Origin of the sequence: Amycolatopsis sp. NPDC051903, assembly GCF_044452505.1 — a bacterium.
GTDB lineage: Bacteria > Actinomycetota > Actinomycetes > Mycobacteriales > Pseudonocardiaceae > Amycolatopsis.
Genome location: NZ_JBITBT010000030.1, coordinates 44118 through 69429, shown reverse-complemented (window position 1 = coordinate 69429; position 25312 = coordinate 44118). Strand labels below are relative to the sequence as shown.

The following is a 25312-nucleotide window of genomic DNA, read 5'->3' as shown; positions in this document are numbered from 1 at the left end:
CGGGCCGGCGTCTCGACGACGTCGGACGCGGGCTCCGGCCGTGCTCACGGCTTCTCGACAACCGGGGCGCCACCGTTCTGATGACCACCAGCCCGAAAGACACGACATGACCGTCCTGCACCATCGCACCGACGGAGCGGGCAGCGCGCCCCCCTTGGTGCTCGGACCGTCCCTCGGTACCTCGCTGTCGGTGTGGGAGCCGCAGGCGGCGGCCCTGGCTCGTGGCCGTCAGGTGATCCGGTACGACCTGCCAGGGCACGGCCGTTCCCCCGCCGGGCTGCTGCCCGCTTTCGCCACGGTCGGCGACATCGCCGGCCTCGTCCTCGCTCTCGCGGACCGGCTCGGCATCGACCGCTTCGCATACGCCGGGATCTCGCTCGGCGGAGCCGTCGGCACGTGGCTGGCGGTCAACCACCCCGACCGCGTCACCTCGCTCATGCTCATCTGCACTTCGGCGCGCTTCGGGGAGCCCGAGGGCTGGCGCGAACGCGCGCGCCTCGTCCGCACGGAGGGCATCGCTTCGGTTGCCGACACCGCCGGCGGCCGCTGGTTCACCCCGTCCTTCGTGGATGATCCCGCCGCCCAGGCGCTGGTCGCCGACCTACGGGCCACCGACCCCACGGCCTACGCCGCGAGCTGCGACGCACTGGCCGCGTTCGACCTCCGGGCCGAACTGTCCCGCATCACCGCGCCCACCCTGGTGGTCGCCGGCCGCGAGGACCTCGCCACGCCGGTCGACCACGCGCGGCTCCTGGCCGACCGGATCCCCGGAGCGAGCCTCACGGAGGTCGCGCACGCGGCGCACCTCGCGCCGGTCGAACGTCCCGCTGCCGTCCTCGCAGCGCTGCGCAGCCATCTCGACAGCCACGGCGAGACCCGCGACACGACAGTCCCCGGCGACGACGGGTCCCGCTATGCGGCCGGTATGGCCGTACGCAGGGCCGTCCTGGGCGACGCCCACGTGGATCGGGCGATCTCCCGGACCACCGAGTTCACCTCCGTGTTCCAGGACTTCATCACCCGCTACGCTTGGGGGGAGGTCTGGACCCGTCCCGGCCTCTCGCGAACGACCCGCCGGTGCATGACCATGACGGCGATGATCGCCAACGGCCACCACGAGGAACTCGCCATGCACATCCGGGCCGCTCTCGAGGACGGACTCACGCCCGCCGACATCCAGGAAGTCCTGCTGCAGTCGGCCATCTACTGCGGCGTCCCCGCGGCGAACACCGCCTTCGCCATTGCCGGCAAAGTCCTGGCGGAGCAGGAAAACTGACCTGGTCGGGCCTGGCGTCGTCAGTCCGGTTGAGCAGTGGTGCGGTCTTCTGGCCGAGGTTCCCGGTCAGTCGACGAGGTCCGTCTGCCGCGGGTCGAAGGCCACGTAGCCGGAGAAATCCTTCCCGACCCGGTCGATGGCGGACTGGCGCAGTTCGGGGTAGCACCAGGCCGCGTCGCGTGCTTGTACGCCGTCGCCGACGACGTCGTAGTACCGGGCAGCACCCTTCCACGGGCAGGTGTAGGCCGTGGTGCTCGGATGCAGGCTGCCCTGCCGGATCGTTGCCGGAGGGAAGTAGCGGTTGCCCTCGATGGAGATCAGGTCCTTCGGTTCGGCTTCGGCGATCACGATCCCTGCCACGATGGCTTTCACGAGCACACACCCTTCGTTCTTGTGTCGACTGTCTGTGGCGCCCCGACGGCCGGGTCTTACGGGGCTTCACGAGGTTGCGCCCAGCGGGCCCGCTTCAAGGTTCAAACTGGACTTTTTCGTCCACTTCGACTAAGAAGATGGCGGCCGGTATCGACGGTCTATCCGAGATTGCCGGCGATCCGCCGCTGAGCGCGATCGTCCTCATCGAACAGCACAGGAGCCAAGATGTCCGAAAACCGCTTCATCGACGACGCCATCAACCGCAGTGCCGAAACACCCGAAGATCGCGCCAGACTCTCGAGCATGGTCGCGGAAGCCGCCGGCGGCGCGCCGACGGCCACGACGGAAGAAGGACCGAGTGACGCCTCGATCCTGAACTTCGCGCTCAACCTGGAGTACCTCGAAGCCGAGTTCTACCTTCGTGGCGCAACGGGACAGGGCCTGCCGGATGACCTGGTCGGCGGGACGGGGAAGCCGGGACAGGTGTCCGGTGGACGACAGGTCGACTTCCGCAGCCCCGTGATCAAGAACATCGCCCGGGAACTCGCCATGGACGAGCGAGCCCACGTTGCGTTCCTCCGCAATGCGCTCGGTGACGCGGCCGCTGCGCGCCCCCGGATCTCCCTCGACCACAGCTTCACCGCCGCGGCGACCGCGGCCGGGTTGATCAAGCCCGGCGAGATCTTCGACGCCTATGCGAACGACCGCAACTTCCTCTTCGCTGCCTTCCTCTTCGAGGACGTCGGAGTCACGGCCTTCAAGGGGGCGGCGCCGTTCATCTCCAACAAGACCTACCTGGACGCGGCGGCCGGCCTGCTGGCCACTGAGGCCTACCACGCCGGGGTCGTGCGGGCGACGCTGTTCGCCGAAGGGCTCGCCGACGAGTCGGTGTTCGATGCCGTGCACAAGATCTCCGCGGTTCGCAACGCGGTCAGCGGTCCCGCCGACGACGATCAGGATCTCGGAACCAAGCACGAGGCCAACCTGGTGCCCACCGATGAGTACGGTCGTGCCTTCGGCAGGAGCGCCGCGGAGATCCTCAACATCGTCTACCTCGATTCGCACGCAGGCTCCTCCGGCGGCTTCTACCCGGATGGACTCAACGGAGACATCGTGCAGGGCACGGGACCGACCGCCGGCTAGTTTCCGCCTCCGTCATCCGGCCGTTCCGACGGGAAAGCTCACGGAGCCGAAACTGGTCCCGGGAATGGACGCGAACAGTAACCTCCCTTCGCGCCGAGGATCTGCGTGGACGGGCCGGCCTTCTGCTCCCGGAACGCCGGCTGCTCGTTGTCAGGCCTGGCCCGGCGTCGGCTTCTGACACGATCCACGCGCAGCCGGCCAGAAGATCTTCCCCGGGACGCCCGTGGTGGAGACGCGGCCGGAGAGTGGGCCATCACGAATCGCGCTCAGGTTCGACATTCCGCTGATCAGCGTGGTAAGACGCTGAGGTCTGATGCCGCAATACCGGTGTACTGAAAGTGCCGTGCAGGCGAAGGCTGGATACAGGAAGGTGCGGGATGAAGGCGATTGTGGTGGCCGATCAAACCGTGGGAACGGCCGGGATGACGCTCGAGGAGCGACCTGATCCAGAAGCCGCGGGGAACGATGTTCTCGTTGAGGTTCACGCGTCGGGGTTCACCCCGGGTGAGCTGACGTGGCCGTCGGCCTGGGTCGATCGCCTCGGTCGTGACCGCACGCCGTCGATCCCGGGCCACGAGCTGGCCGGTGTGGTCAGCGCCCTCGGCTACGGCACGGCGGGGTTGTCGGTGGGCCAGCGGGTGTTCGGCCTCACGGACTGGACGCGCGACGGCACGTTGGCGGAGTACGCGGCCGTCGAGGCGCGCAACCTCGCGCCGCTCCCGGGCGACGTCGACTTCACGGTCGGCGCGAGCCTGCCGATCTCGGGCCTGACCGCGTGGCAGGGCTTGTTCGTGCACGGCCAGGTCCAGCCGGGGCAGAGCGTCCTCGTGCACGGCGCGGCTGGGGGAGTCGGTTCGATGGTGACGCAGCTCGCGCGTGAGGCGGGTGCCTACGTCATCGGCACCGGCCGGGCTGCCGACCGGCAGGCCGCGCTCGACTTCGGCGCGCAGGAGTTCGTCGATCTCGACAACGACGCGCTGAAAGAGGTCGGCGGAGTCGATCTGGTCTTCGATGTCATCGGCGGGGACATCGGGAAGGCGTCCGCGGGCCTGGTCCGAGCCGGAGGAACGCTGGTGACCATCGCCGGCCCGCCCGAGGCTCGGCCGGCCGAGGGGCGCGCGATCGACTTCGTCGTCGAGGCCGACCGGGCCCAGCTGGGTGAGATCGTCCAGCGGGTACGGGACGGACGGCTGCGGACGACCATCGGCACCGTCGCGACCCTCGATGACGCTGTTGCCGCCTTCAACCCCACAGAGCGGACCAAGGGAAAGACGATCATCCGCGTTCGTCCGTAGGGAGTCCGGACGGCGGCTGATCCTGACCGCTTCGCGCGGACCGGCGTCAACCAGGTGGCCGGCGGCGGAGTGTCCTGCTGGTCCGTCGCGGAGTCGTGCCCACCGGCAAACCCGCCGACCGACGGCCGTCCGATGACGCCGGCTTGCTGTCGTCGGCGGGTTCTGCTCGTTCTCGCACATCTGTGCCTACGCGAGTTCGCCGCGCGGTTTCGCGTCGAGGCCGATCACGGCGCACCGGTACCTCGGTGATTTCGTCGATGCGGCGGCGGCGCGCACAGCCGGCCGAACCGGTGGAGGCGGCGTCGGCCAAGGCCTTCGTCACACCGGTCGGAGCGCCGCTGCCGGTCATCCTTTCCTCAGTGTCCTGTGTAGATCGCGACGGCACTCAGCGCTGGGTCGGCTTGGGCGGGCCTCGCCAGGCAGCCAGGGCCCGGCGTCAGCGCCGCGACCGAACGCCGGGGTGGTTGCCGTCGACGACAGCGGCGTACTCGGGATGCTCGTCGATGAAGGAACGAACGGCCGGGCAGCCGATCGTCACCTTCCCGCCGGAGCCGGCGACGTCCTCGAGCGCGCTGGCGATCAGTTCCGCGGCCACGCCCTGGTGCTGGTAGTCGCGTTCCACCGCGACCGAGATCATCGCGACCCGGCCGGCGGTCAGCTGGTAGACCAACGTTCCGATGCGATCCGGGCCGAGCCACGCGTCGTAGGTTTCCGTTTCCTCGTTCTTGTCCACGTGGATGTCGAGGTCGGTGTACTTGTCCCTGTCCATGCCATTACTGCGCTTCAGAGTCGATGATTCTTACTCGTAAGAATCATCGAAGAGTGGGTGCTAACAGTCCAGTACTGCGTTTCACAAGTCCGCGCGCCGGGCATCCGAGGTCGTGGCGATCATCCAGGAAATGACAAGTCTCGAGGCAAAACATGAGCAACTGGGAGGCACTGGATGAGTTCCTCCGCACCGATCCGCGGGATGTCGGTTGTGACCTCGCACTCGACGCGCTCCACGCCTACGCGGAGATGGCAGCCGCCGGCGAAAACCCCGAGGAGCGTTTCCCCGGGCTGTCGGTTCATCTGCGGTCGTGCAGTGCGTGCTCAGGAGATCACGAGGCCCTGTTGCGGACAGTGCGCGAATTCGGTGGTGAATTTCGCTGACGCTACCGGTGGGAATGCACCCGCAGGTGCTCGAGCGACACGTCGAGAACCGTCGCCAGCTGGTCGGGGTCACGCGTCGTCTGGGCGAGCAAGAAGCCGCCCTGCAGTGCACCCATGATGGCGGTGGCGATCTTCTCCGGGTCGGCGCCGGCGTCGAGCTCGCCACCCTCCTGGATGCGCCGGAAGGCTGCCGCGAGAAGGCTTTCCCACGCCGCGAACCCGGCGACCAGTGCGCGGTGACCACGCTCGTGCCGCCCGGCGAGCTCGCCGATGAGCGACCCGATCGGGCAGCCGCCGGCACCGCCGCTCACGAGGGTGTCTTCGACGAGCTTGTCCCGCCAGGCCTGGAGACCGGCGAGCGAGCGCACCCGCTCCAACAGAGGCTTCTGCCCGGCCAGCACGCCGGCGACTTGGGCCTGGACGACCGCTTCGACAAGCGCGTCTTCGTTCTCGAACACCTGCCTGAGCTGCGCCTCGGAGATCCCGCTGGCGGCTCTGACGTCATCGAAGGTGATCTCCCCGAGGCGGCGCTCACGCAGCAGGTCGATCGCCGCTGTCACCACAAGCCGGTGCGGCTCCGGGGCATCCTCGGCGTGCCTCCCGGTCTGGTCACCCGACATGGTCCGAACACTAGCGGACAGGCGGGGGCTAGTACACCTCGGCCCGGCAGGTTTGTTGGACCTTCTCGTCCACTGTTGGATCTTGGCGCGCGGGCGGCTACGAGGCCAGGAACGTACGGACGTGGCCGATCGCCATGTCGAGCGTCAGCTTCATCGGCTCCGTCGAGTGTGCTGTCTGCGCGAGCAGGTAACCGCCCTGCAGCGCGGCGACGAGAAAGGTCGCGAGCTTCTCGGGATCCGCGTCCGGCCGGAGGGCGCCGGAGGCGCGCATGCGAATCAGCCCCTCGGCCAGGAGCTCCTCCCAGATCTCGAAGTACTTCGCGAGCATCGAGCGGGCTTCTTGGTCCCGGTCGGCCAGTTCGGCGGCCAGTGAGCCGATCGCGCAGCCGTAGGCGCCGTCGCGAAGGGAGGCTCGCTGGATGAGCGCGTCGCGCCAGCGTTCGAGGCCGCGGATCGAGTTCAGCCGCCGCAGCTGGTCCTCTTGGCTGGCGATGAGCTGCGTGCCTTGGGCCGCCACGACCTCGCGCACGAGGGCCTTCTTGTCGGGGAAGTGGTGGTAGAGCTGCGACTTGCTCGTGCTGCTGGCTGCCCGGACGTCGTCCAGCGTGGTGGCGGCCACCCCTTTGACCTGCATCAGGTCGACTGCCGCCTGCACGATGCGGGCCCGGGTCGCCGCGCCGCGTGCGGTCAGCCGGGTCGTCTGCGTCGTGCCCTCCTGTTCGTCCACGGCCGTCAGATTACCGCACAGTGTGACCCGCGACCTACCGCCAGCTGGACCGCACGGTCCGCGTTGGGGGAGGATCGGGGCCTCGCGGCGAGCACGCAGGGTGCCTGCCGGCCGGCGATGTCCGCGGACTGTGGGAGCGAGGAAGCCGGGGTTCGGTGGAACGCGGCGTGCCGGCGGCGGCAACGGTATCGTCCCTGGTAACCGCGCGTTTGGCCGGCTGGAACGCGGGGCGAAACCCGGGGGCAGGGCAGCTCGGCAGGGCACACCGTTCGCCCGATCTTCGGTCAGGCCGTGTCACGAACTCTGCTGCTGCTACGGAGCCGGCCTTACCGATTCCTTTCGGTTTGCGGCCGGCCGCGGTCGACGTGAGGGCACAGGTGGGACCGCAGTTGTCACGTGTGCGCCGTCGGGTCACGCGCTGTGAAGCGGCGCGCGGTCGTGAGGAGAGCTTTGCTTGGACTTAAAAGTCCAGTATACGGTGGGCACCATGCTGGACGTCGAGGTGACACAACTTCAACGCCATGTCCGAATTTCCGCGAGCAATGCTGGGTTTTGGTCGAAAAGTGAAGCTACTGCGATCGCTGCAAGCGGATGCGTCGCAGGCCGGTCACGCGCCATCGCTGACCGAATATCTGGACCTATTAGTCCTCTCATGAAGGCTCTGGTGGGTTGGGGGACCGAGGCGTGACCGGCGATTTCACGGGAGATGGAGCGGCCTGGGGGGCCACGGCTGGGGGCCCGGCGAGGCAACGGGTGACGGCCGCGGTGGTGGACCTGCTGTGCCGGCGCGGGCTGCAGGCGATGGACCTCGACATGGTCGCCGGCCTGGCGCGAGTGAGCGGATCTTGGCTACGGGGGTACTTCGCGGACGCCGAGGCACTCGTCGCGGAGGTGGTGAGGGACCAGATCCGTGATGTCTTCGCGAAGCCCGGCCTCCAGCTGATCACGGCGGCCGCCCCCGGCGACTTGTACCGGTGGCGCGACGGGGTGGTGGCCGCGTATCGCGCCACCCGGATGTCCGCCGGGTATCCCCTGGGCATCGTCGTCCACGAGCTGACCGGACGCGACGGACGGGCCAGCGAGGCGCTGGCGGCGAGCCTCGGACCATGGCAGTCCGCGCTTTCGGACGCCTTCGCGCGGCTGCGCGATCGCGGCGAGCTCGCGCCAGGCTCGCGGCCGATGGAGCTGGCGATCGCCGTCATGGGTGCGCTCGTGGGGGCGATGGGCCGCTCCGGCAAGGCGTGCGGGCCGGACGACGTGCTGGAGCCCTTCGACATGATGCTCCGCCACGTCCTGACCGCGCGCCGCTGATCGACCCCACCACCGCCATCCGTCGACGAGGCAGCGAGGACCGGCTGCTCCGGGCTGGGGTGATGATCGGGAACGTCAGGCCTGCGGCTGGTCCACTCCGTGAGGCGGCCGTCGAGATGACGGGGTTCTCGCGGCGGCTGTCGCGTGCGTCGTTGCAGGTCCGCGTGCGGTAGCCTGTTCCCGTGGTGGAACCGGAGCGCACTGCGAGGGCTCCCCGGCGGACGGCACGGGGCGAGGCAACGCGTGCCCGGATCCTGCAGGCGGCGGTCGATCTGATGACCGTCAAGGGGGTGGCCGCGACCACGCTCGACGAGGTGCGCGCCGCCAGCGGCACGAGCAAGTCGCAGCTCTACCACCACTTCGATGACAAGGCCGCCTTGGTCCAGGGCGTCATCGACCGCCAGGCGGAGGACGTCTTCGCCCGGCAGGAGGTGCTGCTGAAGCGGCTCAATTCGATCCGCGGCCTCGAACGGTGGCGGGACGCGATCGTCCAGCGCAATACCCTCCGCAACGGCGCGTATGGCTGCCCGCTCGGCTCGATGGCGAGTGAACTGTCCGATCGGAACGAGCGGGCGCGGTCAGCCCTCGCCGTGCACTTCGAAACGTGGGAAGGCCTGATCGCGCAGGGCCTGGAGCGGATGCGAGCCGCCGGCGAACTGCGTCAGGACGCCGATCCTCAGCGGCTCGCGATCGGGCTGATCGGCGCTCTTCAAGGCGGGTACCTGCTCGCGCAAACCCAACAGGACAGCACGCCCATGAAAGTCGCGCTGGACATGGCGATCGACTGCATCAGGGCGTACCAGGCCTGACCGCGGCGCCGGGTCGGTCACGGGGGACTTTCCACTCGGGACGGGGGAAGTGGCACGTGTAGCCGTGGGTGTGCTTCTGCAGGTAGTCCCGGTATTCGGGTTCGGCTTCCCAGAAGTCGGCCGCCGGGGTGACCTCGGTGACGACCTTGCCGGGCCACCGGCCGGACCCGTCGACGTCGGCGATGGTGCCTTCCGCGATGCGCTTCTGCTCGTCGGTGGTGTAGAAGATCGCCGAGCGGTAGCTGGTGCCGACGTTCTTGCCCTGGCGGTTCTTCGTGGACGGGTCGTGGACCTGGAAGAAGAACTCGAGCAGGGCGCGGAAGGCGATCTCTTCGGGGTCGTAGAGGACCTCGATCGACTCCGCGTGGGTGCCGTGGTTGCGGTAAGTCGCGCCTGCGACGTCGCCGCCGCTGTAGCCGACGCGCGTGGACACGACGCCCGGCTGGTGCCGGAACAGCTCCTCCATCCCCCAGAAGCAGCCGCCGGCGAGGATCACTCTTTCGATCGTCACGTCCTCTCCTCTGCAATTTCTCGGTGATCGCCAGCGCGAACCTGGCGTCAGCGGATTCTAACTGGACTATATAGTCCCAATCAAGGCGAGAATCCCTGGTAGGGTCCAGGCGGAGGCGCTGCAGTACCGACGGTTCGGCCGGGACCGGTTCCGCGCCCCTCATCGCGCGGGTGGTCCGGAAGATTGTTCACCTGAAATGGAGAAAATGTGATGCGTGCTGCAGGAGTGCGTGAAGTCGGTGGCCGGGTCGAGCTGCTCGACCTCCCCGAGCCCGATGGCCCGGGTCCGGACGAAGTGGTGCTCGCCGTCGAGGCGGCCGGCGTGGGCAACTGGGACGACATCGTCCGAACCGGGGCGTGGCACGTCGGGCTGACCCCGCCGATGGCGCTCGGGGTGGAGGTCGCGGGCACGGTCATCGCGGTCGGTTCGGACGTCACGAACCTTCGGGTCGGCGACGAGGTCGTCGGTCATCCGCTTCAACTGCAGCACCAGGGCTGCTGGGCGGAGCGTGTGGTGGTCGACGCGGGTCTGGTCGTGCCGAAGCCTCGTGGCGTGTCGTGGGAGACGGCGGCGGCGTTCCCCGTGCCCGCGCTGACTGCGGAGCAGGTCCTTGCCGAGGCGCTCAAGGTCGCCGAGAACGAGACACTGCTCGTCCACGGCGCCGGGAGCACCACCGGTGGGTTGGTTGTGCAGCTGGCTGCCCTGCGAGGGGTCCGAGTGATCGCGACCGCGGGACCGTCGAGCGCGGTTCGAGTAACGCAGGCCGGAGCGGCCGAAGTCGTCGACTACCACGACGCCGGCTGGCCCGATCGCGTCCGTGAACTGACCGGCGGCGTCGGCGTCGACGCTGCCGTCAACGCGGTCTCCGGAGGCAGCGCCGACGCCATCCTGGCTCTGCGGGAGGGCGGCCGGATGGCGACCATCACCGGCGACCCGCCGGCGGCCGAGCGTGGCATCAGCGTTGCCGACGTGTACGTGCGCCCGGACGCCGCCCAGCTCGCCGAGCTCTGCGCACTGCTGAGCGGTGGCCGGCTGACCCTGTCGGTCGGCGCCGTCCTCCCGCTGGCCGACGCGGCGACTGCGCTTGAGCGCGCAATTTCGGGCGCCAACGGCGGTCCCGTCGTCCTTCAGGTCGCGCCCGGACGCACAGGAGACTGAGCCCTTCGGTCCTCACGCACCAGTGCCGGCGTTGGAACGCAGCACAATGCGCGCCTGCGCCGGCCTGGTCGTTTGTCCCGGGACTGCCTCGCGGTCACCGGAACGAACGCCCATCTCACCTCCCGGCTGTGCTGGCGCGCCATAAGAAGTAGCTCACCCTCGGCGCTCAACACCGAAGCGATTCAGAACCACACGGTGATCGCCGTCGACCTGCGTCGCACTGCCGACTCCGAGGTCCACCAAGACCGGTTACCCGGCGGCGCAGTTGGCCGAGGACGTGCATCAGCCAGGAATTCTTGGCTCGGGACAAATTGAAGATGCCCATCCTCGCGGTCGGCGGCGAGGATTCCTCCGGCGAAGTGATCGCCGACCAGCGGCGTGACTACGCCGTGCACGTCGAGGGTGTGTTCTGCGGAATTCGGGACATTTCGCGACGGAGGAGAAGTCGCGCGAAGTGACGGCCATGCTGCAATCCTTCCTGCAGCAGGAGAACCGTCTACATCAATAGGGTCGCCCTGGTGGTAACCGCATCGCGGCGCCCCTTTCTTCCTCGGCTTCGGCCGCTTCGACCGTCATCGTCGCCTGGGTCTGACGGTGCTGGCGTCGAACGCGGTCGTCGCGGTGGCGCCGAACTTCGCCCTGGTGCTGATCGCCCGGATTGATCTTCGGTGCCACCCTCGGCGCCTTCTGGACCGTGGTCTCACCGGTCGGACCCAAGCTGGCCGGCCCGGAGGAGCACCAGACGATCGAGGTGCACGTCGCCGACTCGGCGCGGTTCACCCTTGCGCCCGCGCTATCCGGCCGGATGATCTCCGTCGCATCCGGCGGAGATCATCCGGCCCTCCGGACTGCCGCCGATCCGGCTGGACCACGGGAGACCGCCGGACTCCTGCGCTCATCCGAGACGGCCGCAGGAGTCGTTACCTGTCAGGTAATCGACTGGCCTCTCGCCTTCGGCGAATATCGGGTCATCACACAATGGTGAGGAGCTGAAAATGCCTTTCTTCGAGGTCGGTGACGGGACCCGCTTGTCGTACGAGGACTACGGTGCGGGCACGCCGATGGTGTTCGTCTCCAGTTGGGTGCTGAACGCCGACATGTGGGAGTACCAGGTCCCGTTCTTCGTCGAGCGGGGATTCCGGTGCGTCCTGCTGGACCGGCGGGGGCACGGCCGCTCGGACCGCCCCTCCTCCGGCTACGGCGCGGACACCGGCGCCGACGATCTGGCCGCGTTGATCGAGCACCTGGACCTGCGCGGCATCACGCTCGTCGCCCACTCCGCCGGCGGTGGTGAGGCCGCACGCTACCTGTCCCGGCACGGTGAGGAGCGCGTCTCCCGTGTCGCGTTCCTGGCGTCGACGTTGCCGTACCTCAAACTGACCGAGGACAATCCCGAAGGAATTCCCGAGGCGGTCAACGAGGCGACGCTGGCGCAGTTGCGCAAGGACCGGCCGAAGTGGTTCGCCGATCGAGCGCAGGGCTATTTCGCCACACATCTGGGCAACGACGTCTCACCGGCGCTGATCGAGCACGAGGTCCGGCGCTGCCTGTCGGCATCGCCGTTCGCGACGGCCGCGATGTTCCACTCGAACTTCCACACCGACTTCCGCCCCGACCTGCGTCACCTCACGATTCCGACGCTGGTCGTGCACGGAGTGGCCGACCAGTCCGCGCCCATCGACGTCACCGGCCGCCGTACCCGGAAGCTGGTGCCCCATGCCGTCTACCGCGAATATCCCGCTGCCGGTCACGGCCTGTACGTCACCCACGCTGAACAACTCAACGCCGATATCTTGGAGTTCATCAAGAGCTGAGGTCACAGGCCTGCTCACCAACCTCAACCAGACCGCCATCGACATCCCCCGAGACCGTCGATACGACGGTGGTGGGAACCACGCCGATCACCTCCTCCGACGCGGCTGTGGGTCGGCGCAGGCGGGTCGGGAATCCTGGTCGCCGTCGTTCGTGCGGAGCATGTGCCGACGGGCGCGGCCCTCCCCGCAGCTTGGTGGAGCTGCCGGTGACCTGGGTGTCGATGGCCAGACGCTCGTCGAGCCGAAGCGCACACGACCGAACAGATCGGTGCTCCTGGGCGAGTAACAGATGTTAAGTTCATTTTCATGGTCGAGACAAGGGTGGAGCGGTGGCTGGTCCTGGTTGTGCGGGTGCCGGCCGAACCGTCGCGGCACCGGGTCGCCGTGTGGCGGGAGTTGCGGCGGATCGGGGCGCTGTCGCTCGGGCGGGGAACCTGGGCGGTACCCGACGTGCCCGGGTTCGCCAGTGGAGTGTCGCGAGTGGACGAACTGGCGCAGCGGGGCGAGGGCGAGGTGGTGGTGCTGGACGCGGTTGGCCGGGACGATCAGGACACCGCCAGGCTGGCCGCGCTGTTCACCGCCGACCGGGAGGACGAATTTCGTGAATTCCTGGCCGACTGCGGCAAATACGACATCAAGATCGACAAGCACGTCCGCAACAGCAAGTTCACCATGGCGGAGCTGGAAGAAGAGGAGCAAAGCCTCGACCGCCTGCGCCGTTGGCACCGCGACCTGAAGGCCCGTGACGTGTTCGGCGCGCCGTCAGCGGCCGAAGCGGAGCAGCAGTTGAACCACTGCGCCGAACGGCTCGCCGACTACACCGAACAGGTTTTCCGGGCCCTGCACCAAATGTGACCCGAGGATCCGCAAGAAACCGGCCAGGGGCGCTCTGACCTATCCGCGGGAACACCCGCCTGTCGAGGTTCCTGGGCCGGTTTGCACCAGTGCTTGACCACAACGGCTATTTCGCCATCACCGGCCTGTGTGCTGGAGGACTCCGGCGCCCGTGCTGATCGCCGGCTTGCCGTACGCAGCTGTCCAGTGCGGTCGTGGTGCTGGTGGCGATCGTCGCGGGGCCGCACGGTGGACACGGCGAGGCTGATTGTGCTCGACAGTAGCCGAATCGATACTCAGTGTGCACGATCCGCGGGCGGGTGTGTCGCCAGGTCGGGGGTCGGCACACCGTGGGGGTAGCGATCGAGGGTGGCCGACGATGGCGTGCCGAGGCCAGAAAGGCCCGATTTTCCGCTGGTGATAGCGTTGCCGCCGAGATGATGTAACACTGGCTACATTTCTTCCAGTAACGAATTGGAGTTCACCCGTTCGTGGCTGATCGCCGACCGCTCGTCACTGATTCTCCGCAAGCGGTCCACAACGTCTTCCACTTCCCGGTGCACAGTGAAATTTTGCCGACATGAGAAGTCACAATGTTGTGCACGTGATGTCCGGAATCACGGTTCTGGCTGCGCTGGTACTGGGGACCGCGGCCTCATGCAGTGACGGCGATGGCGGCGCGCCGCCGAGTCCGGCACCTTCGGCGACGCCCGCACCGTCCACGCCGGATTCGGCGAAGCCTTCGCAGAGTTCCGACATGCCGAAAGACCCGAACAAGCCCGGCGACGGCATTCCCAACAACGGTGACGGGGACGCGGACGGCTGATCGGCGACCGGGAATCCACAGCCGGATGGCCTCGTGAATCCGGGCTGAGATTGTGTCCCGAGATGGGGACGCTCGGCTGAATGTGCCTTGACGGCCGGCTGGTCGTATCCGTCGCACGGAAACTCCCCGTGAATGGTGAAACTCCAAACCCCTTCCTGCGAACGTGTAGTGGATCAGCGTTTCGCTGGATGCTGCGTCGCCGAGGTCGGTCGGCGTTGTTGGATGAACGGACCGTTTAATGTTCGGATTGATATCGCTGGGTTTTATTCTCAGTCTTGACAACTTCCGCAGTTCTCTCGTGCTCGGAGGACTCAAGCCGACCTTCGCGCAGTCGGTGAAGACGTCGGCCATCTTCGGCGTGTGGGACGGCCTCGCGCCCCTGGCCGGCCTGCTTGTCGGGAAGGTGTTGAGCGACACGCTCAACGAGGACGTGACCGACGTGATCGTCATGGTCGGGCTCGGGGTGTACGGGGTGTTCCTCATCGTCCGGGCGATCGTCTCGCCCGACCACGCGGATCCGGATCTGAAGTGGGCGAGGTGGGGCCTCCCGATCCCGTTGAGCCTCGACAACGTCGCCGCCGGGACCGCGCTGGGCGCCGCCGGTTTCAACCCCTGGCTCGCACCGGTTCTGTTCGGCGTCATGACCTTCGTGATGTCGCTGGTCGGGCACCAGCTAGGCCGGGGCGTGGCCAACGTCGTGGCCAAGATCCCGAAGGTCAACACCGACCTGCTTGTCGGCGCCTGCTTCACCCTGATGGCAGTGTTGATGGCGTTCGGCGTCACCTTGCCGCTCTCGTACGACTGATTCCCACAAGGCCTCGGCAGCAGATCGCCGGGGGTTGCCCCAGCGCCGCGGACGCGCTGGGGCAACGGATCACGTGGTGGCTGCGGATCCGGGGATCCTCGTTGCTCACTCCGCCTGAAGGCGGCCCGCTGCCCCCGACCGACGTCACCGCCCCGGTTCCAAGGGCTCACCCGTCGGGCTGGCCTGCCACCGATCCACCTGCACGACCCGCCGCCACACCGCTTCAAGCCTGGCCCCCGCGGCGGCGCCGACCTGAAGGCCGCGCAGAACATGCCCCGGCATCCCTCGATCACCGTGACCGCCGACCCCTACCCTCCCGGTACTGCCCGACGCCGCGCTCGCGGCGGCTGCGCCCACCGCCAAGATCATCCCGTGGCCAGCATCCCAATAACCCGGGCACCGAACCGACCACAGTAGACAGTCCCAGAACCGGAAGAAAGTCTGCCAGATAACACAAAACCCCAGGTTAAAGACGCTTCGAACCTGGGGTTTGTGTGCGCCATCAGGGACTCGAACCCCGAACCCCGCTGGTTAAGAGTGCGAACCCTGATGTGTCGGATGGTGTCGAGTGATGTCGGCAAAGGTCGTTTTCCTGGGGTATGGGGTTGCTGGGGTGTCGGGACGTGTCGCGGTTTGCCGCGTTGTCTCCGCGCCCTCGGGCTCGCATGAACCCGGTGGTGTTGCCTGGTCCGGATCGTCTTCGGTGGTCGGCGTGGCGTCGCTCACGCATCCGGGGGGTCCGACAGGATGTCCGCGATCGGCACCGGCTGTGCGGTCCGGAACGCGCGGCTGGACGGGCCTCCGGACAGCGGACCGTCGGCGAGCGTGATCGTGCGCCGTTCGTTGACGTCGGCGACGTAGTCGGCGGACAAGCCGGACGACCCGGAGATCCGCAGCGTCCGGTGCGCGTCGTCGGCCAGCAGGACCCCGCTCGCGTCGTAGCCGGTCAGCTCGCAGGCCGTGCGAGCGATCAGGTCGAGCAGCTCCGGCAGGGGAGTTGCGGCGTTGACCGCCGCCGCGATCGACCCGACGCCCGTGAGCCATCGCCGTACATCGTGGCTGGTGTGAGTACGCACGCCACCACTCCTCGTCCCGGGTGCACCGACCAGGCGCTGTGTAACACAACAGTCCTTGCGGTGTTCACTGGGGAAAATACCAGTCTGTTGCGGGAGTGGGCGGCGTACGTTGCCGAGCAGGGAGGCTTCCCGCCCACACGACGACGTACGGAGATCCGATGGCACCTCGAGGCCCGGCCCAGCGCATGGTCGACGCTGCGAACGCGTGGCTCGGCAGTCTCGACGACCGCCAGCGCGCCGCCGCGCTGGTTCCCTGGCCCTCGGACGAGGAACGGCGCCGGTGGTACTACACGCCGACCGACCACGGCGGACTGCCGCTGGAGCGCATGCGGCCCGCGCAACAGAGCCGTGCCCTGCAGCTGCTCGCCACCGGTCTGTCCCACCCCGGTTACGTCACCGCCACGACGATCATGGGCCTGGAGAACGTGCTCGACCAGGTCGAAGGCTGGCAGGTCGGCTGGGGCCGGGAACGCGGTCGCGACCCTCAGCTGTACTGGCTGCGGATCTTCGGCGAACCGGCCACTGCCGGACCGTGGTCGTGGCGCTTCGGCGGACACCACGTCTCCGTCCAGCACCTCGTGCTCGAAGGGCGGGTCCAAGCCAGCTCGCCCGCTTTCCTCGGGGCCGACCCCGCCGAATCCCCGCTGCTGGGCGGCCATATCCTGCGTCCGCTGGGTGCTGCCGAAGATCTCGCTCGCGACCTGGTTCGTTCCCTCGACGACGCCCAGGCCGACCGCGCCCTGATCTCGTCAGCCGCGCCCGTCGACATCATCGGTGGCAACCGCCCCCACATCGCAGACGGGGAGCTGCTGATGCCGTTGCCGGACGTCTGGCGTGGCCGGTTCACCGACCCTGAGCTGGCCGGGCGGGTCGAGGCGATGCACCGCGGCGCGGAGGAGAAAGCCGGCTTCACGGCCGAACACCACGAGGCTGTCCGCCTCACCCGCACCCCCAAGGGAATCGCCGCCATCGACCTGACCGGCGACCAGCAGCACCAACTGCGGGCACTCCTGGACGTGTTCCTCGGCCGCATCCCCGACGAACTCGCCGAACGCGAAGCGCGCAAATTCGCCGGCGACCGGCTGCACGACGTGCACTTCGCCTGGGCAGGCGGATTCGAGCGCGGCCAACCGCACTACTACCGGCTCCAGGGCCCGCGCCTGCTCGCCGAGTACGACAACACCCAACGCGACGTCAACCACATCCACACCGTCTGGCGCGACCCCGAAGGCGACTTCGGCGACGACGTCCTCGCCCGTCATCTCGCCACGTTCCACCAGCACCGCTGAACCACCGGGCTCATCAGGCGCCACCAACACCGTGTAGTTCCACGGAGCACCGACCCGACCGCGGGAGAGTCCACAGTGCCCGTCGGTGAATGAGTGAAGGCAACGAATCCACATCGGACACGACATCGGTGGACGCCGGTTTCGTCTGGGATTCCGGACTCCGGCAACGAAGCCGCATCGATCTCCGTCGCTGTTCGCCCCGTCCGATCCGGCCGCGACCACCCGAACGCAAGGGAAGCGCCGGCCTCGGCCCCCACCGCCGTTTTGATCGGGGGAGCAAGGGCCACTGACTGTCCGAAAAGGCCGCCGACATCGAGTTCGGAATGATCCGCTCACCGCCGTTTGAAACGGCGCGTCGGCTCTGACGCACTGACGTTTTCGCGGCGCGGGCAGAGTCCGGGGGCCGTTCACCCGGTGTCGGGGCCGGGTGAACGGCGTCGCGGTGGGGTCAGGCGTCAGGCGCGTGACCTTGGGGTGACCAGCGGCCATTCGTTGTCGGTGTCGGCGACGTTGTTGAGGTAGTTGGTGAGGATGTTGAGGGCGATGTTGCCCACTACCTCAGCGATCTCGGCATCGGTGACGTTGCCCTGCCGTGCGCCGGCCAACGTCGCATCGTCGATGGTGCCGCGGCCGCGGACGATCGCGTCGGACAGCTCGAGCAGGGCGGCGGTGTGCGGGTCGGCCGACTTGGCGTCACGAGCCGCTTCGAGTTCGGTGCTGTCGATCTTGGCGACTCGGGCGCCGGCGTAGGTGTGGGCGGACAGGCAGTACTCGCAGCCGTTGTACTCGGCCGTGGCGATCGCGAGGCGCTCCCGGACGTCGGCGGGGAGCACGCCCTCGCCGAGGGCCCGGGACAGGGCGATCCAGCCCCGCACGAGCGCCGGGCTGTTGGCCATCACCTTGGCCAGATTCGGCACGGCCCCGAGGGCCTTCTTGACGTCGGCGAGCGCGTCGGCAGCCTCTGCGGACGCCTGGCCGGGCTCGATCTGCGGCAGGGTGCTCATTTCGTTCCTCTCGGTCTGGGACGCCAATCTAATGTTTGGGATCAGCGGGATCATTAGGAGGATGACATGAGGCCCCGCGGCGTGTCAAACGGTGTACGTGTGGCCATCCATTAGCTGGTGGTACTCTGGGCGATGTGCAGAGGACTGAGTCGGCCTCCGTGCTCTTGGGTGAGCCGTTGCCGGTCGATTTGATGAACACCGTCGTGATGCAGCGAGATGGTGCAGTGCGCGACGAACTCGAGACCAGCGCGGACATCGTGGCGTGGCTGCAGCGGGTGCACGACCGGATCCAGGGCGCGACCGGCATGATTTCGGGCGCAGTTCCCGGTGGGGGTGAGGACCGCGCGTTCGCGCAGCTGCGCGAACTGCGTAGTGCCCTGCGCCGCTTGGCCATGGACGCGACTGGGGACCCACGTCCGCCGATGGGTGGGACGATGGGGACTCGCGCGGAAGCGGTTGCCGCACTCAACGGGTTTGCCAAGGCGTGGCCGGAGCTTGCCTGGCCACGGGACGGCGAGCCGCGTCAGGTGATCCGTGCCGCGGGGTCGCAACCCGAAGTCGCGGTCAGGTTGATCGCGCACCAGGCAGTCGAGCTGTTCGGCGGTGAACACGGCGCTCGTCTTCGTGCGTGCCTCGCGCCGAACTGCTCGTTCTTCTTCGTGAAGGATCACTCGCGGCGGGAATGGTGCTCGCAAGCGTGTGGCAACCGCGCGCGCGTCGCTCGCCACTACCGCCGCCATCGGCCGCCTCGCGATGAACTCTGATCGCCGCGCGCTTGGGTGGTGACCACGGAGGCTCTGCAACAGTCGCGTGTCGGCGAGTAGTGCCCCGCGAGTTCCGAGCAATGCCTTGTGGGCGACGGCGGGCGCGCGTTGGATTCCCCGGGCACCTCGACGAACTTCACACACCGGGGAACAGTGCGCGGAGCTCGGCCAGACTGTGCTTCCCGGTCACAGTCACGGCATCGTCAGGTCGATTGCGGCCGTAGACGAGCCGCAGGACGGCCTCCGCCGACCCCGAGATCGTCGCCACCGGCTCGTAGGCCTCGCACGGGTAGATGTGCAGCTCGGTATCCACGATCAAGGCCAAGGACCGCACCCTGTCGTCCAGTTCGACGGACATCTGACACGGCGCGAGGCGCGTCAGCGTGGCCAGGTCCCGGAATCGCGTGGCGACCCGGTCGATCCGTTGCCACAGCAGATCGACCTCGGCGCGAGGGATGGTCGCGGTCGGGTCGAGCCCGACCTCGACGTCCCAGGCGTGGACGGACTGTTCCGAGAGCAAATACCCGACGTAGACAGGAAGAGTCACGGAGCCAGCGAAAAGGGGCACGCGGAGCGACGCGCGCTGGTCCGGGCTCAGACCCGACAGCACTTGTCGATGTCGTGCGTCGGCTTCGAGCCAGGCCTCGCGCCGGCGGACCGGAGACATCGCGAGCCACCGCTCCTGGATGAGCCGTCGGCTGTCGGCGGCTGGACCAGTTCGAGTCTCCATCACGGCCTGCTCCAGCAGCTTCGTGCTGATCTCGGCGGAAGCGCCGAGGTGGGCCAGGACGTCGGCGATGTTCCAGGCCTGGGCGTACGACGGGCGTTGAAGGCCTTCCGGGCTCAGGCCGGCGACGGATCTTGCCAGCGTTGTCGAGCTGTTGTCCAACGCGGCGAGCCAGGGTGAACTTTCTGTGCTGATGTCCATCGGTTTCCTGACAGAGCGCGGGCGATCTTTTCTTCTGCTTGCCTCATTCTTCCTCCCATGGGCCGCCATTCGGCTAGCGGACTTGGTTATGGTGCCCATCGGCGGTTATGTCATCGGCACGGCAAGACTGCTCGGTAGGTGTTGTCGACGGCTGGGTACTCGCAATGCCTCGATGCCCGCGGTTACAGTCCCGTGCCCTGAACGATCTAGGTGCGGCGGGCATCCATCGCGTTGTCCGGATCCCGGACGATCGCCGAGGCAGAAGAAGGGCTTATGGCTAGGGCCGCCGACATGAATGCTCGGATGGAAATCTCGCCGACGTGACTCGTGTTGGGTAGCGGCATGAACCATGCACGTTGGCTCAACGCCCTGAACGGCAGCTCCGCCCGGCTCTCCGCCATCGTCGCGGACCTTCCGGAGGATGCGCTTCGCGCGGAGTCCTACGCGACCGGCTGGACTGTCGCCCAAGTTCTGTCGCACTTGGGTAGCGCCGCGGAGATTTGCTCCGCGTTGGTCGAGCGGGGATTGGCCGGCGACCGGACGCCGCCGAGCGCCGACGACACCCGGCCGGTGTGGGCGCGGTGGGATGCGATGTCGGCCGAGGAACAGCGGTCCTCGTGGTACGAGGCGGATCGCCGGCACCGGGATCTCCTGGCCTCGGCAGGCGAGACGACGGTCATCCCGTATTTCGCCGGTCTCCTCAGCGTCACCGAGTACGCCGGTTACCGGTTGTCGGAGCAGTCCCTCCACGCCTGGGACATCGAAGTCCAGACCAACCCGTCGGCCACGATTCCCGAATCGAATCTGTTGTGGGAAAGGCTTGATCTCGTCGTCACCCGGTTCCACAACGCAGAGGTGAAGGCACGTCTCGCCCCGATGCGGATCGGGCTCCCGGACGCAGCCCTGGTGATCGACGGCGAGGTCCATCTAGAGCCTGCAGACGTCACGAGTCCCGACGCCGAGATCGCCGGCGACCGGGACGCCGTGCTGCGCCTGTTCTACGGCCGAAACCGAGATGCGGACGGCCTCAAGGTCGCCGGAGCTGCTCAGCTGGACGACCTGCGGGCCCTCTTCCCCGGCTTCTGAAGCCACCGTGCACCTTTCCCGCCACCACGTAACTAGTGATCACCAAGGAGAAAACATGCCAGGCAAAGTGCTGGTGACCGGCGCGAGCGGGTTGCTGGGGACGGCGACGATCGAAAGCTTCCTCGATGCGGGTTGGGAGGTGATCGGCGTCTCGCGGCGGAAGCCGGAACTGCCGAGCGGCCGCGAGGTCGAGTTCGTGTCGGTCGACCTTCGGGACGAAGCAACGTCGCGAGCCGCGTTCGAGCCGCTGACCGACGTCACTCACATCGCGTACACCGCGATCTACGAGAAGTCCGAGCTGGTGGCCGGCTGGTCGAGCAAGGACCAGATCGACACCAACAACGCGATGCTCCGCAACGTGGTCGAGCCGATCGTCCGCAACGCGGTCGACTTCAAGCACATCAGCGTCCTGCAGGGAACGAAGGTGTACGGCGTGCACCTCCACCCGATCCCGATCCCGGCGCGCGAGAGCGATCCGCGGGACGACCACGCCAACTTCTTCTTCGACCACGAGGACTACGTGCGCGAGATGGGCGCTGCGCACGGATTCACGTGGACGGCATTGCGACCGCAGCTGGTCACCGGAGCTGTGCCCGGCGCGCTGAACGTGCTGCCCGCGATCGCCGCGTACGCCGCGATCCGGCGCGAAAAGGGCGAGCCGTTCAGCTTCCCCGGCGGACCTTCGTTCGTTTGGGAAGCCGCCGACGCCACCATCGTCGGTGACGTGGCAGTCTGGTCCGCAGAATCGCCGCAGGCGGCCAACGGCGCGTTCAACATCACCAACGGCGACGTCTTCGAGTGGCGCAACGCATGGCCGGCGATGGCGAAGACGCTCGGCGTCGAGACGGGGCCGGACGAGCCACAGAGCCTGGCTGCCTATCTCGCGGACAACGCCGAGATCTGGGACAAGATCGTGGAGAAGTACGGCCTCCGGCAGCTGAGCCTGCGGGAATTGGTCGGTGCAGGCGATCAGCACGCGGACTTCGCGTTCGCCTATGGCGCGCCGGCAGGTCCCCGAGCCTTCGTGAGCACCATCAAGTTGCGTCAGTCCGGGTTCTCCAAGGTCGCTGACACGGAGGTCACGTTCCAGCGTGCCCTCCAGTCCCTCATCGACCGGAAGTTCCTGCCGCCGGCCGAACAGTGACGCGTTGATCGGCGCGTTCCGGCGGGCCCGATCCCACCGGAACGCGCCCCTTGCACCGGCGGAACGTCCGTCGCCTGGTGCTTCGAGTCCGAAGTCCGCGTCCGAGACGACGAAGTTCAACGAGTTGTGGTGTCGGCCGAAACCCTGCACCACACCGAATCCCGGCTTGGTCGAAGGGCGCGTGAACGGTGGACCGATGGTGGACTCCGGGGTGTCCCGAGAAGCGAGCCTTGTGAGAAAGGAGATCCCGGTGTCGAAACCACCACTGCCTGACGCGGTGAGCAAACTGCTGGCCCAGCCGAACCCGGCGGTAATCGCGTCGGTGGACGGCGATCAGCCGGTGTCGGTGCCGACGTGGTACCTCTGGGAACGCGGTCGGGTTCTGGTCAACATGGAGGCGGGTCGCAAGCGGATTGCCCATTTCCACAAGAATCCGTTGGTAGCGCTCACAGTTCTGGACGCCGACAGCTGGTACACCCACGTAAGTCTGCGCGGTCGGATCATGGAGCTGTCCGACGACCCCGATCTGACCACCATTGATCGGATCTCCCGGCACTACACAGCTCGGCCGTACCCGGTACGCGATCGCGGTCGAGTCAGCGCTTGGATCGAAATCGAGCAGTGGCATGGCTGGGGTCGGATGGCCGCGGTCGACTAGGTTGGGCCCCGCCTGTGCAGGCTGGTAGGCATTGCCGCCTTCGGTGCCCATGCTGGATTCGTGTGACGATGGGCGAGCCGCGATGAACGGCCGGCCGGCCGATCATCGCGGCTCGCCCTGATGAACGCCGGAAGGCGGCATCGAGGACGCCTGTCACCACGGCAATGGCCACCCGAACCGGCAAGGTGACCAGCACCGGCAGGACGTCGTCAAGCAGGTCGACAGGCTCCGCCAGTCCTTGGCCGAAGCCGGGCGGCTGGGCCGAGCCGATGTGTCCTGTCGCGCCGGCGTCATCGATCGGCTACCGGCCGGCCTACCAGGTCCGCAGGACTGCCGGGAGTTCAGCCAGGTTCGTGACCGTGGCTTCAGGCTGGTCGCCGATCGTGTCGAAGGTGCTGCCGGATCGGTTGACCCACACCGTGCGCAGGCCCACCGCTGCGGCCCCAACGATGTCGAAGGAGTTGCACGACACGAGGACTACGTCGTGGGCCGGCACGCCGAGAACATCGGCCGCGTGGCGATAGGTCACAGGCGATGGCTTGAACGCCCGGACGTCATCGACGCTCACCTTGGTCCGGACGTATTCACCAAGTCCGGAGTTCTCCAATGACCGTTCGATCATGTCCGGACTGCCGTTGGAGAACACCGCGACCCGCTGGCTGTCGGCCGCGAGGGTGCGCAATGCCGGCAGGGCATCGGGAAACGGCGGGAGCCTGTCGTAGCACTCGATCAGGTGCTTGGTGGCTTCAGAGGTCACGTCCACGCCCGTGGAGGCGACCGCAAACCCCAGCGCCCGCTCGGTGATCCAGCCGAAATCCCAGTACTGGCCCATAGCGGTCATCCGGAACGAGTATTCGAGTTGTTTGGACCGCCAGAGCCTGGCCAGGTCATCGCCTCGGCCGCCGCTCACAACACGGTCCACTTCAGCCGCGATCCCGATCGGGTCCACAAGGGTTCCGTAGAGATCGAACGCGACGTTGATCCGAGTTTCGTTGCTCATGTGCGCTCCTCTGAGCCGACGACCACTGCTGGTGCCGTATGCGCCCTCGGCGCGCGGGCCGTCGGAATCCGGCTGGATGGCCAAAGGTGGACTTACCGCGGAGTCGGTGCTCGTTGTGCACCCCAAGCTCTGGTAGGTCAGGAACCCAAGGCGGCACCGACCAAGAGTTCGGCCGTCTCACGGGCTCGCTGCGCGGGCTCGGCGGTGCCGTCCAATTGGGCGGCGACCATCGCACCGTCGTAGAGCAAGGAGAGTTTGTCGGCCGTGGTCTCGATGTCACGGGCACCGGCTCGCTTCAGCAGGTCGCCGAACAGGCTTCGCACCCATGCGCGGTGCGTGGCAGTCACCTCTACGACGGCCGGTTCGCTCCCGCACTCGGCGGCGGCGTTGATGAACGGGCAGCCGCGGTAGTCGGGTGTCTGGAACCATTCACCCAATAGGTCGAACACCATGAGGATTTGGTCTTCGGGGTCACCAACTCCGTCGGCTTCGAGCCGGCTTTCGACGACGTGACGCCAGTCGGTGCTGCGCTTGCTCAGGTAGGCCCGGACGAGCTCGCTCTTGCTGCCGAAGTTCGAATACATGCTGGCCTTGGCTGCCTTCGCTTCGGACAGAACCCGCTCGACGCCGACGGCTTTGATGCCCTCGGCGTAGAAGAGCCGGTCCGCGGTCCGGAGCAGCCTGTCTCTCGCTGGGTGCGGGTACACGTACTCCGCCTCGGTTTCCATGAAGTTGACGATATCAGAACAGTCGGTCTATGGTGACCAGAACAGTCGGTCTGGTTCTACTGAACCGACCTGTCTGGTTCAAGTCAGGGGAATCGCCCCGTCCAGTCAACGAAATTCATCTCTGACCGGGAGTAAGCAGTGTCTGATCCGACCTACTTCGACAAGTACAAGGACCTCGCCTTCGAGCGGACCGAAGACGGCGTCCTCACCCTTCGCTTCCAGACCGGGGGCGGCCCGATCGTCTTCACCGGCCAGACCCACGAAGACCTGCCCCAGGCCCTCGACGAGATCGCGCGCGACACCGACAACAAAGCGCTGATCATCACCGGGACCGGGGATGTGTTCATGGACAACATCGACGGACCGAGCCTCGGGGAGATCTTCAAGCCGGCGGTGTGGGAAAAGATCCGCGTCGAAGGCCTCAACGTCCTGCAGCGCCTGCTCAGCTTGCCGATCCCGGTGGTCGGAGTGGCCAACGGGCCCGCCACCGTCCACTCCGAGTACCTGCTGCTCACGGATATCCACATCGCATCCGAGCGCGCTACGTACGGCGACTTCCCGCACCCCGCCTTCGGTATCACCGCGGGCGACGGGCTCCAGGTCGTGTGGGAGGAGGCCGTCGGCACCGCGCGCGCCAAGTGGCTGCTGTGGACGGGTGAAACCATCGATGCTGCCACCGCCGAGCGGTGGGGCGTCGTGAACGAGGTCGTGTCACACGAGCAGGCGTACGCGCGTGGGCTGGAGATCGCGCGGAAGCTCGCCGCCAAGCCGCGGCTCTACCGTTCGCTGCAGAAGCAGACTCTCAACCAGCGGTTGCTGCGCCGTATCGTCGAGGGCGTGCCGTTCGGGATGGCTCTGGAGGGCCTGACCGCCGCCGACCTGGCCTACCAGCAGCAGTAGCCGCCACCGCGTCGGGCGGCGGAGTCCCCCGCCTCGTCATCCGCCGCCCGACGCCTCCGGCCCGCTTGGCCGCTACGGTCGC

The 25312-nt window shown here is 67.5% G+C and carries 29 protein-coding genes; 18 read left to right on the top strand and 11 right to left on the bottom strand.

Annotation, left to right across the window (positions count from 1 at the left end):
* The first annotated feature begins 106 nt into the window (after positions 1-106).
* On the top strand, positions 107-1276 hold the full coding sequence (pcaD, locus tag ACIA77_RS39125) for a 3-oxoadipate enol-lactonase (protein ID WP_395891176.1): 1170 nt from the start codon (positions 107-109) through the stop codon (positions 1274-1276).
* Between the two features lie 66 nt (positions 1277-1342).
* Here the strand turns inward: pcaD and ACIA77_RS39120 are convergent, their stop codons facing one another.
* Positions 1343-1648 carry a DUF427 domain-containing protein gene (locus ACIA77_RS39120; RefSeq protein WP_395891175.1) on the bottom strand — a complete coding sequence of 102 codons (306 nt, stop codon included), beginning with the start codon at positions 1646-1648 and terminating at the stop codon, positions 1343-1345.
* 225 nt (positions 1649-1873) lie between these two features.
* Here ACIA77_RS39120 and ACIA77_RS39115 point away from each other — a divergent pair, with 225 nt between their 5' ends.
* Positions 1874-2791, top strand: coding sequence for a ferritin-like domain-containing protein (locus ACIA77_RS39115; protein WP_395891174.1), 918 nt, complete (start codon positions 1874-1876; stop codon positions 2789-2791).
* Between the two features lie 377 nt (positions 2792-3168).
* Complete coding sequence (locus tag ACIA77_RS39110; protein ID WP_395891173.1) at positions 3169-4086, top strand: NADP-dependent oxidoreductase; 918 nt, start codon at positions 3169-3171, stop codon at positions 4084-4086.
* A 436-nt stretch (positions 4087-4522) separates the two neighbouring features.
* On the opposite strand, the gene ACIA77_RS39105 is transcribed toward ACIA77_RS39110, so the two are convergent.
* Positions 4523-4855: a GNAT family N-acetyltransferase gene (locus tag ACIA77_RS39105; protein ID WP_395891172.1), complete on the bottom strand. Its 333-nt coding sequence runs from the start codon at positions 4853-4855 to the stop codon at positions 4523-4525.
* Between the two features lie 152 nt (positions 4856-5007).
* Here ACIA77_RS39105 and ACIA77_RS39100 point away from each other — a divergent pair, with 152 nt between their 5' ends.
* The gene (locus tag ACIA77_RS39100; protein WP_395891171.1) at positions 5008-5238 is read left to right on the top strand and encodes a hypothetical protein; all 231 of its coding nucleotides are present in this window, start codon (positions 5008-5010) and stop codon (positions 5236-5238) included.
* A gap of 2 nt (positions 5239-5240) precedes the next feature.
* On the opposite strand, the gene ACIA77_RS39095 is transcribed toward ACIA77_RS39100, so the two are convergent.
* Positions 5241-5858, bottom strand: coding sequence for a TetR family transcriptional regulator C-terminal domain-containing protein (locus ACIA77_RS39095; protein WP_395891170.1), 618 nt, complete (start codon positions 5856-5858; stop codon positions 5241-5243).
* A gap of 97 nt (positions 5859-5955) precedes the next feature.
* A complete protein-coding gene (locus ACIA77_RS39090; RefSeq protein WP_395891169.1) occupies positions 5956-6585 on the bottom strand; it encodes a TetR/AcrR family transcriptional regulator in 630 nt (209 codons plus the stop codon).
* 753 nt (positions 6586-7338) lie between these two features.
* On the opposite strand from ACIA77_RS39090, the gene ACIA77_RS39085 reads away from it, so the two are divergent.
* A complete protein-coding gene (locus ACIA77_RS39085) occupies positions 7339-7896 on the top strand; it encodes a TetR/AcrR family transcriptional regulator (protein WP_395891168.1) in 558 nt (185 codons plus the stop codon).
* 182 nt (positions 7897-8078) lie between these two features.
* Positions 8079-8705 carry a TetR/AcrR family transcriptional regulator gene (locus ACIA77_RS39080; RefSeq protein ID WP_395891167.1) on the top strand — a complete coding sequence of 209 codons (627 nt, stop codon included), beginning with the start codon at positions 8079-8081 and terminating at the stop codon, positions 8703-8705.
* On the opposite strand, the gene msrA is transcribed toward ACIA77_RS39080, so the two are convergent.
* The gene (msrA, locus tag ACIA77_RS39075; RefSeq protein WP_395891166.1) at positions 8686-9216 is read right to left on the bottom strand and encodes a peptide-methionine (S)-S-oxide reductase MsrA; all 531 of its coding nucleotides are present in this window, start codon (positions 9214-9216) and stop codon (positions 8686-8688) included. The genes ACIA77_RS39080 and msrA overlap by 20 nt on opposite strands.
* A 210-nt stretch (positions 9217-9426) precedes the next feature.
* Here msrA and ACIA77_RS39070 point away from each other — a divergent pair, with 210 nt between their 5' ends.
* Together ACIA77_RS39070 and ACIA77_RS39065 are read left to right on the top strand one after the other, a co-directional pair.
* Entirely contained in the window at positions 9427-10374 is a 948-nt protein-coding gene (locus tag ACIA77_RS39070; RefSeq protein WP_395891165.1) for an NADP-dependent oxidoreductase, read from the top strand.
* A gap of 317 nt (positions 10375-10691) precedes the next feature.
* Positions 10692-10832 carry a hypothetical protein gene (locus ACIA77_RS39065; protein ID WP_395891164.1) on the top strand — a complete coding sequence of 47 codons (141 nt, stop codon included), beginning with the start codon at positions 10692-10694 and terminating at the stop codon, positions 10830-10832.
* A gap of 43 nt (positions 10833-10875) precedes the next feature.
* On the opposite strand, the gene ACIA77_RS39060 is transcribed toward ACIA77_RS39065, so the two are convergent.
* Positions 10876-11049, bottom strand: coding sequence for a hypothetical protein (locus ACIA77_RS39060; RefSeq protein ID WP_395891163.1), 174 nt, complete (start codon positions 11047-11049; stop codon positions 10876-10878).
* 386 nt (positions 11050-11435) lie between these two features.
* On the opposite strand from ACIA77_RS39060, the gene ACIA77_RS39055 reads away from it, so the two are divergent.
* From ACIA77_RS39055 to ACIA77_RS39040, 4 genes are all read left to right on the top strand, one after another.
* The gene (locus tag ACIA77_RS39055) at positions 11436-12188 is read left to right on the top strand and encodes an alpha/beta fold hydrolase (protein ID WP_395891162.1); all 753 of its coding nucleotides are present in this window, start codon (positions 11436-11438) and stop codon (positions 12186-12188) included.
* Between the two features lie 321 nt (positions 12189-12509).
* A complete protein-coding gene (locus ACIA77_RS39050; protein WP_395891161.1) occupies positions 12510-13043 on the top strand; it encodes a Chromate resistance protein ChrB in 534 nt (177 codons plus the stop codon).
* Positions 13044-13626: 583 nt separating this feature from the next.
* Positions 13627-13848: a hypothetical protein gene (locus ACIA77_RS39045; protein WP_395891160.1), complete on the top strand. Its 222-nt coding sequence runs from the start codon at positions 13627-13629 to the stop codon at positions 13846-13848.
* 238 nt (positions 13849-14086) lie between these two features.
* Positions 14087-14653 (top strand): manganese efflux pump MntP family protein, encoded by a 567-nt coding sequence (locus ACIA77_RS39040; protein ID WP_395891159.1) that lies wholly within the window; start codon positions 14087-14089, stop codon positions 14651-14653.
* A 722-nt stretch (positions 14654-15375) separates the two neighbouring features.
* Here ACIA77_RS39040 and ACIA77_RS39035 read toward each other — a convergent pair.
* A complete protein-coding gene (locus ACIA77_RS39035; protein WP_395891158.1) occupies positions 15376-15729 on the bottom strand; it encodes a hypothetical protein in 354 nt (117 codons plus the stop codon).
* Positions 15730-15887: 158 nt separating this feature from the next.
* On the opposite strand from ACIA77_RS39035, the gene ACIA77_RS39030 reads away from it, so the two are divergent.
* Positions 15888-17018: a DUF3500 domain-containing protein gene (locus tag ACIA77_RS39030; protein ID WP_395891157.1), complete on the top strand. Its 1131-nt coding sequence runs from the start codon at positions 15888-15890 to the stop codon at positions 17016-17018.
* Between the two features lie 455 nt (positions 17019-17473).
* Here the strand turns inward: ACIA77_RS39030 and ACIA77_RS39025 are convergent, their stop codons facing one another.
* The gene (locus ACIA77_RS39025; RefSeq protein WP_395891156.1) at positions 17474-18022 is read right to left on the bottom strand and encodes a carboxymuconolactone decarboxylase family protein; all 549 of its coding nucleotides are present in this window, start codon (positions 18020-18022) and stop codon (positions 17474-17476) included.
* Between the two features lie 134 nt (positions 18023-18156).
* On the opposite strand from ACIA77_RS39025, the gene ACIA77_RS39020 reads away from it, so the two are divergent.
* Positions 18157-18786, top strand: a complete 630-nt coding sequence (locus ACIA77_RS39020) for a CGNR zinc finger domain-containing protein (RefSeq protein ID WP_395891155.1) — start codon at positions 18157-18159, stop codon at positions 18784-18786.
* Positions 18787-18922: 136 nt separating this feature from the next.
* Here the strand turns inward: ACIA77_RS39020 and ACIA77_RS39015 are convergent, their stop codons facing one another.
* The gene (locus ACIA77_RS39015) at positions 18923-19675 is read right to left on the bottom strand and encodes a maleylpyruvate isomerase family mycothiol-dependent enzyme (RefSeq protein ID WP_395891154.1); all 753 of its coding nucleotides are present in this window, start codon (positions 19673-19675) and stop codon (positions 18923-18925) included.
* Positions 19676-20041: 366 nt separating this feature from the next.
* On the opposite strand from ACIA77_RS39015, the gene ACIA77_RS39010 reads away from it, so the two are divergent.
* From ACIA77_RS39010 to ACIA77_RS39000, 3 genes are all read left to right on the top strand, one after another.
* Positions 20042-20800 carry a maleylpyruvate isomerase N-terminal domain-containing protein gene (locus tag ACIA77_RS39010; RefSeq protein ID WP_395891153.1) on the top strand — a complete coding sequence of 253 codons (759 nt, stop codon included), beginning with the start codon at positions 20042-20044 and terminating at the stop codon, positions 20798-20800.
* A gap of 7 nt (positions 20801-20807) precedes the next feature.
* Positions 20808-21944 carry an NAD-dependent epimerase/dehydratase family protein gene (locus tag ACIA77_RS39005; protein ID WP_395891152.1) on the top strand — a complete coding sequence of 379 codons (1137 nt, stop codon included), beginning with the start codon at positions 20808-20810 and terminating at the stop codon, positions 21942-21944.
* Positions 21945-22221: 277 nt separating this feature from the next.
* Entirely contained in the window at positions 22222-22602 is a 381-nt protein-coding gene (locus ACIA77_RS39000) for a pyridoxamine 5'-phosphate oxidase family protein (RefSeq protein WP_395891151.1), read from the top strand.
* Positions 22603-22915: 313 nt separating this feature from the next.
* On the opposite strand, the gene ACIA77_RS38995 is transcribed toward ACIA77_RS39000, so the two are convergent.
* Both ACIA77_RS38995 and ACIA77_RS38990 read right to left on the bottom strand, forming a co-directional pair.
* Positions 22916-23602, bottom strand: coding sequence for a haloacid dehalogenase type II (locus ACIA77_RS38995; RefSeq protein WP_395891150.1), 687 nt, complete (start codon positions 23600-23602; stop codon positions 22916-22918).
* 137 nt (positions 23603-23739) lie between these two features.
* A complete protein-coding gene (locus ACIA77_RS38990) occupies positions 23740-24330 on the bottom strand; it encodes a TetR/AcrR family transcriptional regulator (RefSeq protein ID WP_395891149.1) in 591 nt (196 codons plus the stop codon).
* A 138-nt stretch (positions 24331-24468) separates the two neighbouring features.
* On the opposite strand from ACIA77_RS38990, the gene ACIA77_RS38985 reads away from it, so the two are divergent.
* The gene (locus ACIA77_RS38985; protein ID WP_395891148.1) at positions 24469-25230 is read left to right on the top strand and encodes an enoyl-CoA hydratase/isomerase family protein; all 762 of its coding nucleotides are present in this window, start codon (positions 24469-24471) and stop codon (positions 25228-25230) included.
* Positions 25231-25312 lie beyond the last annotated feature (82 nt).

Bases quoted from the DNA above. Each gene is read 5' to 3' on its own strand.
- ACIA77_RS39115 (WP_395891174.1), top strand. From the start codon at position 1,874: ATGTCCGAAAACCGCTTCATCGACGACGCCATCAACCGCAGTGCCGAA.
- ACIA77_RS38990 (WP_395891149.1), bottom strand. From the start codon at position 24,330: ATGGAAACCGAGGCGGAGTACGTGTACCCGCACCCAGCGAGAGACAGG.
- ACIA77_RS39095 (WP_395891170.1), bottom strand. From the start codon at position 5,858: ATGTCGGGTGACCAGACCGGGAGGCACGCCGAGGATGCCCCGGAGCCG.
- ACIA77_RS39100 (WP_395891171.1), top strand. From the start codon at position 5,008: ATGAGCAACTGGGAGGCACTGGATGAGTTCCTCCGCACCGATCCGCGG.
- ACIA77_RS39055 (WP_395891162.1), top strand. From the start codon at position 11,436: ATGGTGTTCGTCTCCAGTTGGGTGCTGAACGCCGACATGTGGGAGTAC.
- ACIA77_RS39070 (WP_395891165.1), top strand. From the start codon at position 9,427: ATGCGTGCTGCAGGAGTGCGTGAAGTCGGTGGCCGGGTCGAGCTGCTC.
- pcaD (WP_395891176.1), top strand. From the start codon at position 107: ATGACCGTCCTGCACCATCGCACCGACGGAGCGGGCAGCGCGCCCCCC.
- ACIA77_RS38995 (WP_395891150.1), bottom strand. From the start codon at position 23,602: ATGAGCAACGAAACTCGGATCAACGTCGCGTTCGATCTCTACGGAACC.
- ACIA77_RS39030 (WP_395891157.1), top strand. From the start codon at position 15,888: ATGGCACCTCGAGGCCCGGCCCAGCGCATGGTCGACGCTGCGAACGCG.
- ACIA77_RS39105 (WP_395891172.1), bottom strand. From the start codon at position 4,855: ATGGACAGGGACAAGTACACCGACCTCGACATCCACGTGGACAAGAAC.
- ACIA77_RS39040 (WP_395891159.1), top strand. From the start codon at position 14,087: ATGTTCGGATTGATATCGCTGGGTTTTATTCTCAGTCTTGACAACTTC.
- ACIA77_RS39065 (WP_395891164.1), top strand. From the start codon at position 10,692: ATGCCCATCCTCGCGGTCGGCGGCGAGGATTCCTCCGGCGAAGTGATC.
- ACIA77_RS39110 (WP_395891173.1), top strand. From the start codon at position 3,169: ATGAAGGCGATTGTGGTGGCCGATCAAACCGTGGGAACGGCCGGGATG.
- ACIA77_RS39025 (WP_395891156.1), bottom strand. From the start codon at position 18,022: ATGAGCACCCTGCCGCAGATCGAGCCCGGCCAGGCGTCCGCAGAGGCT.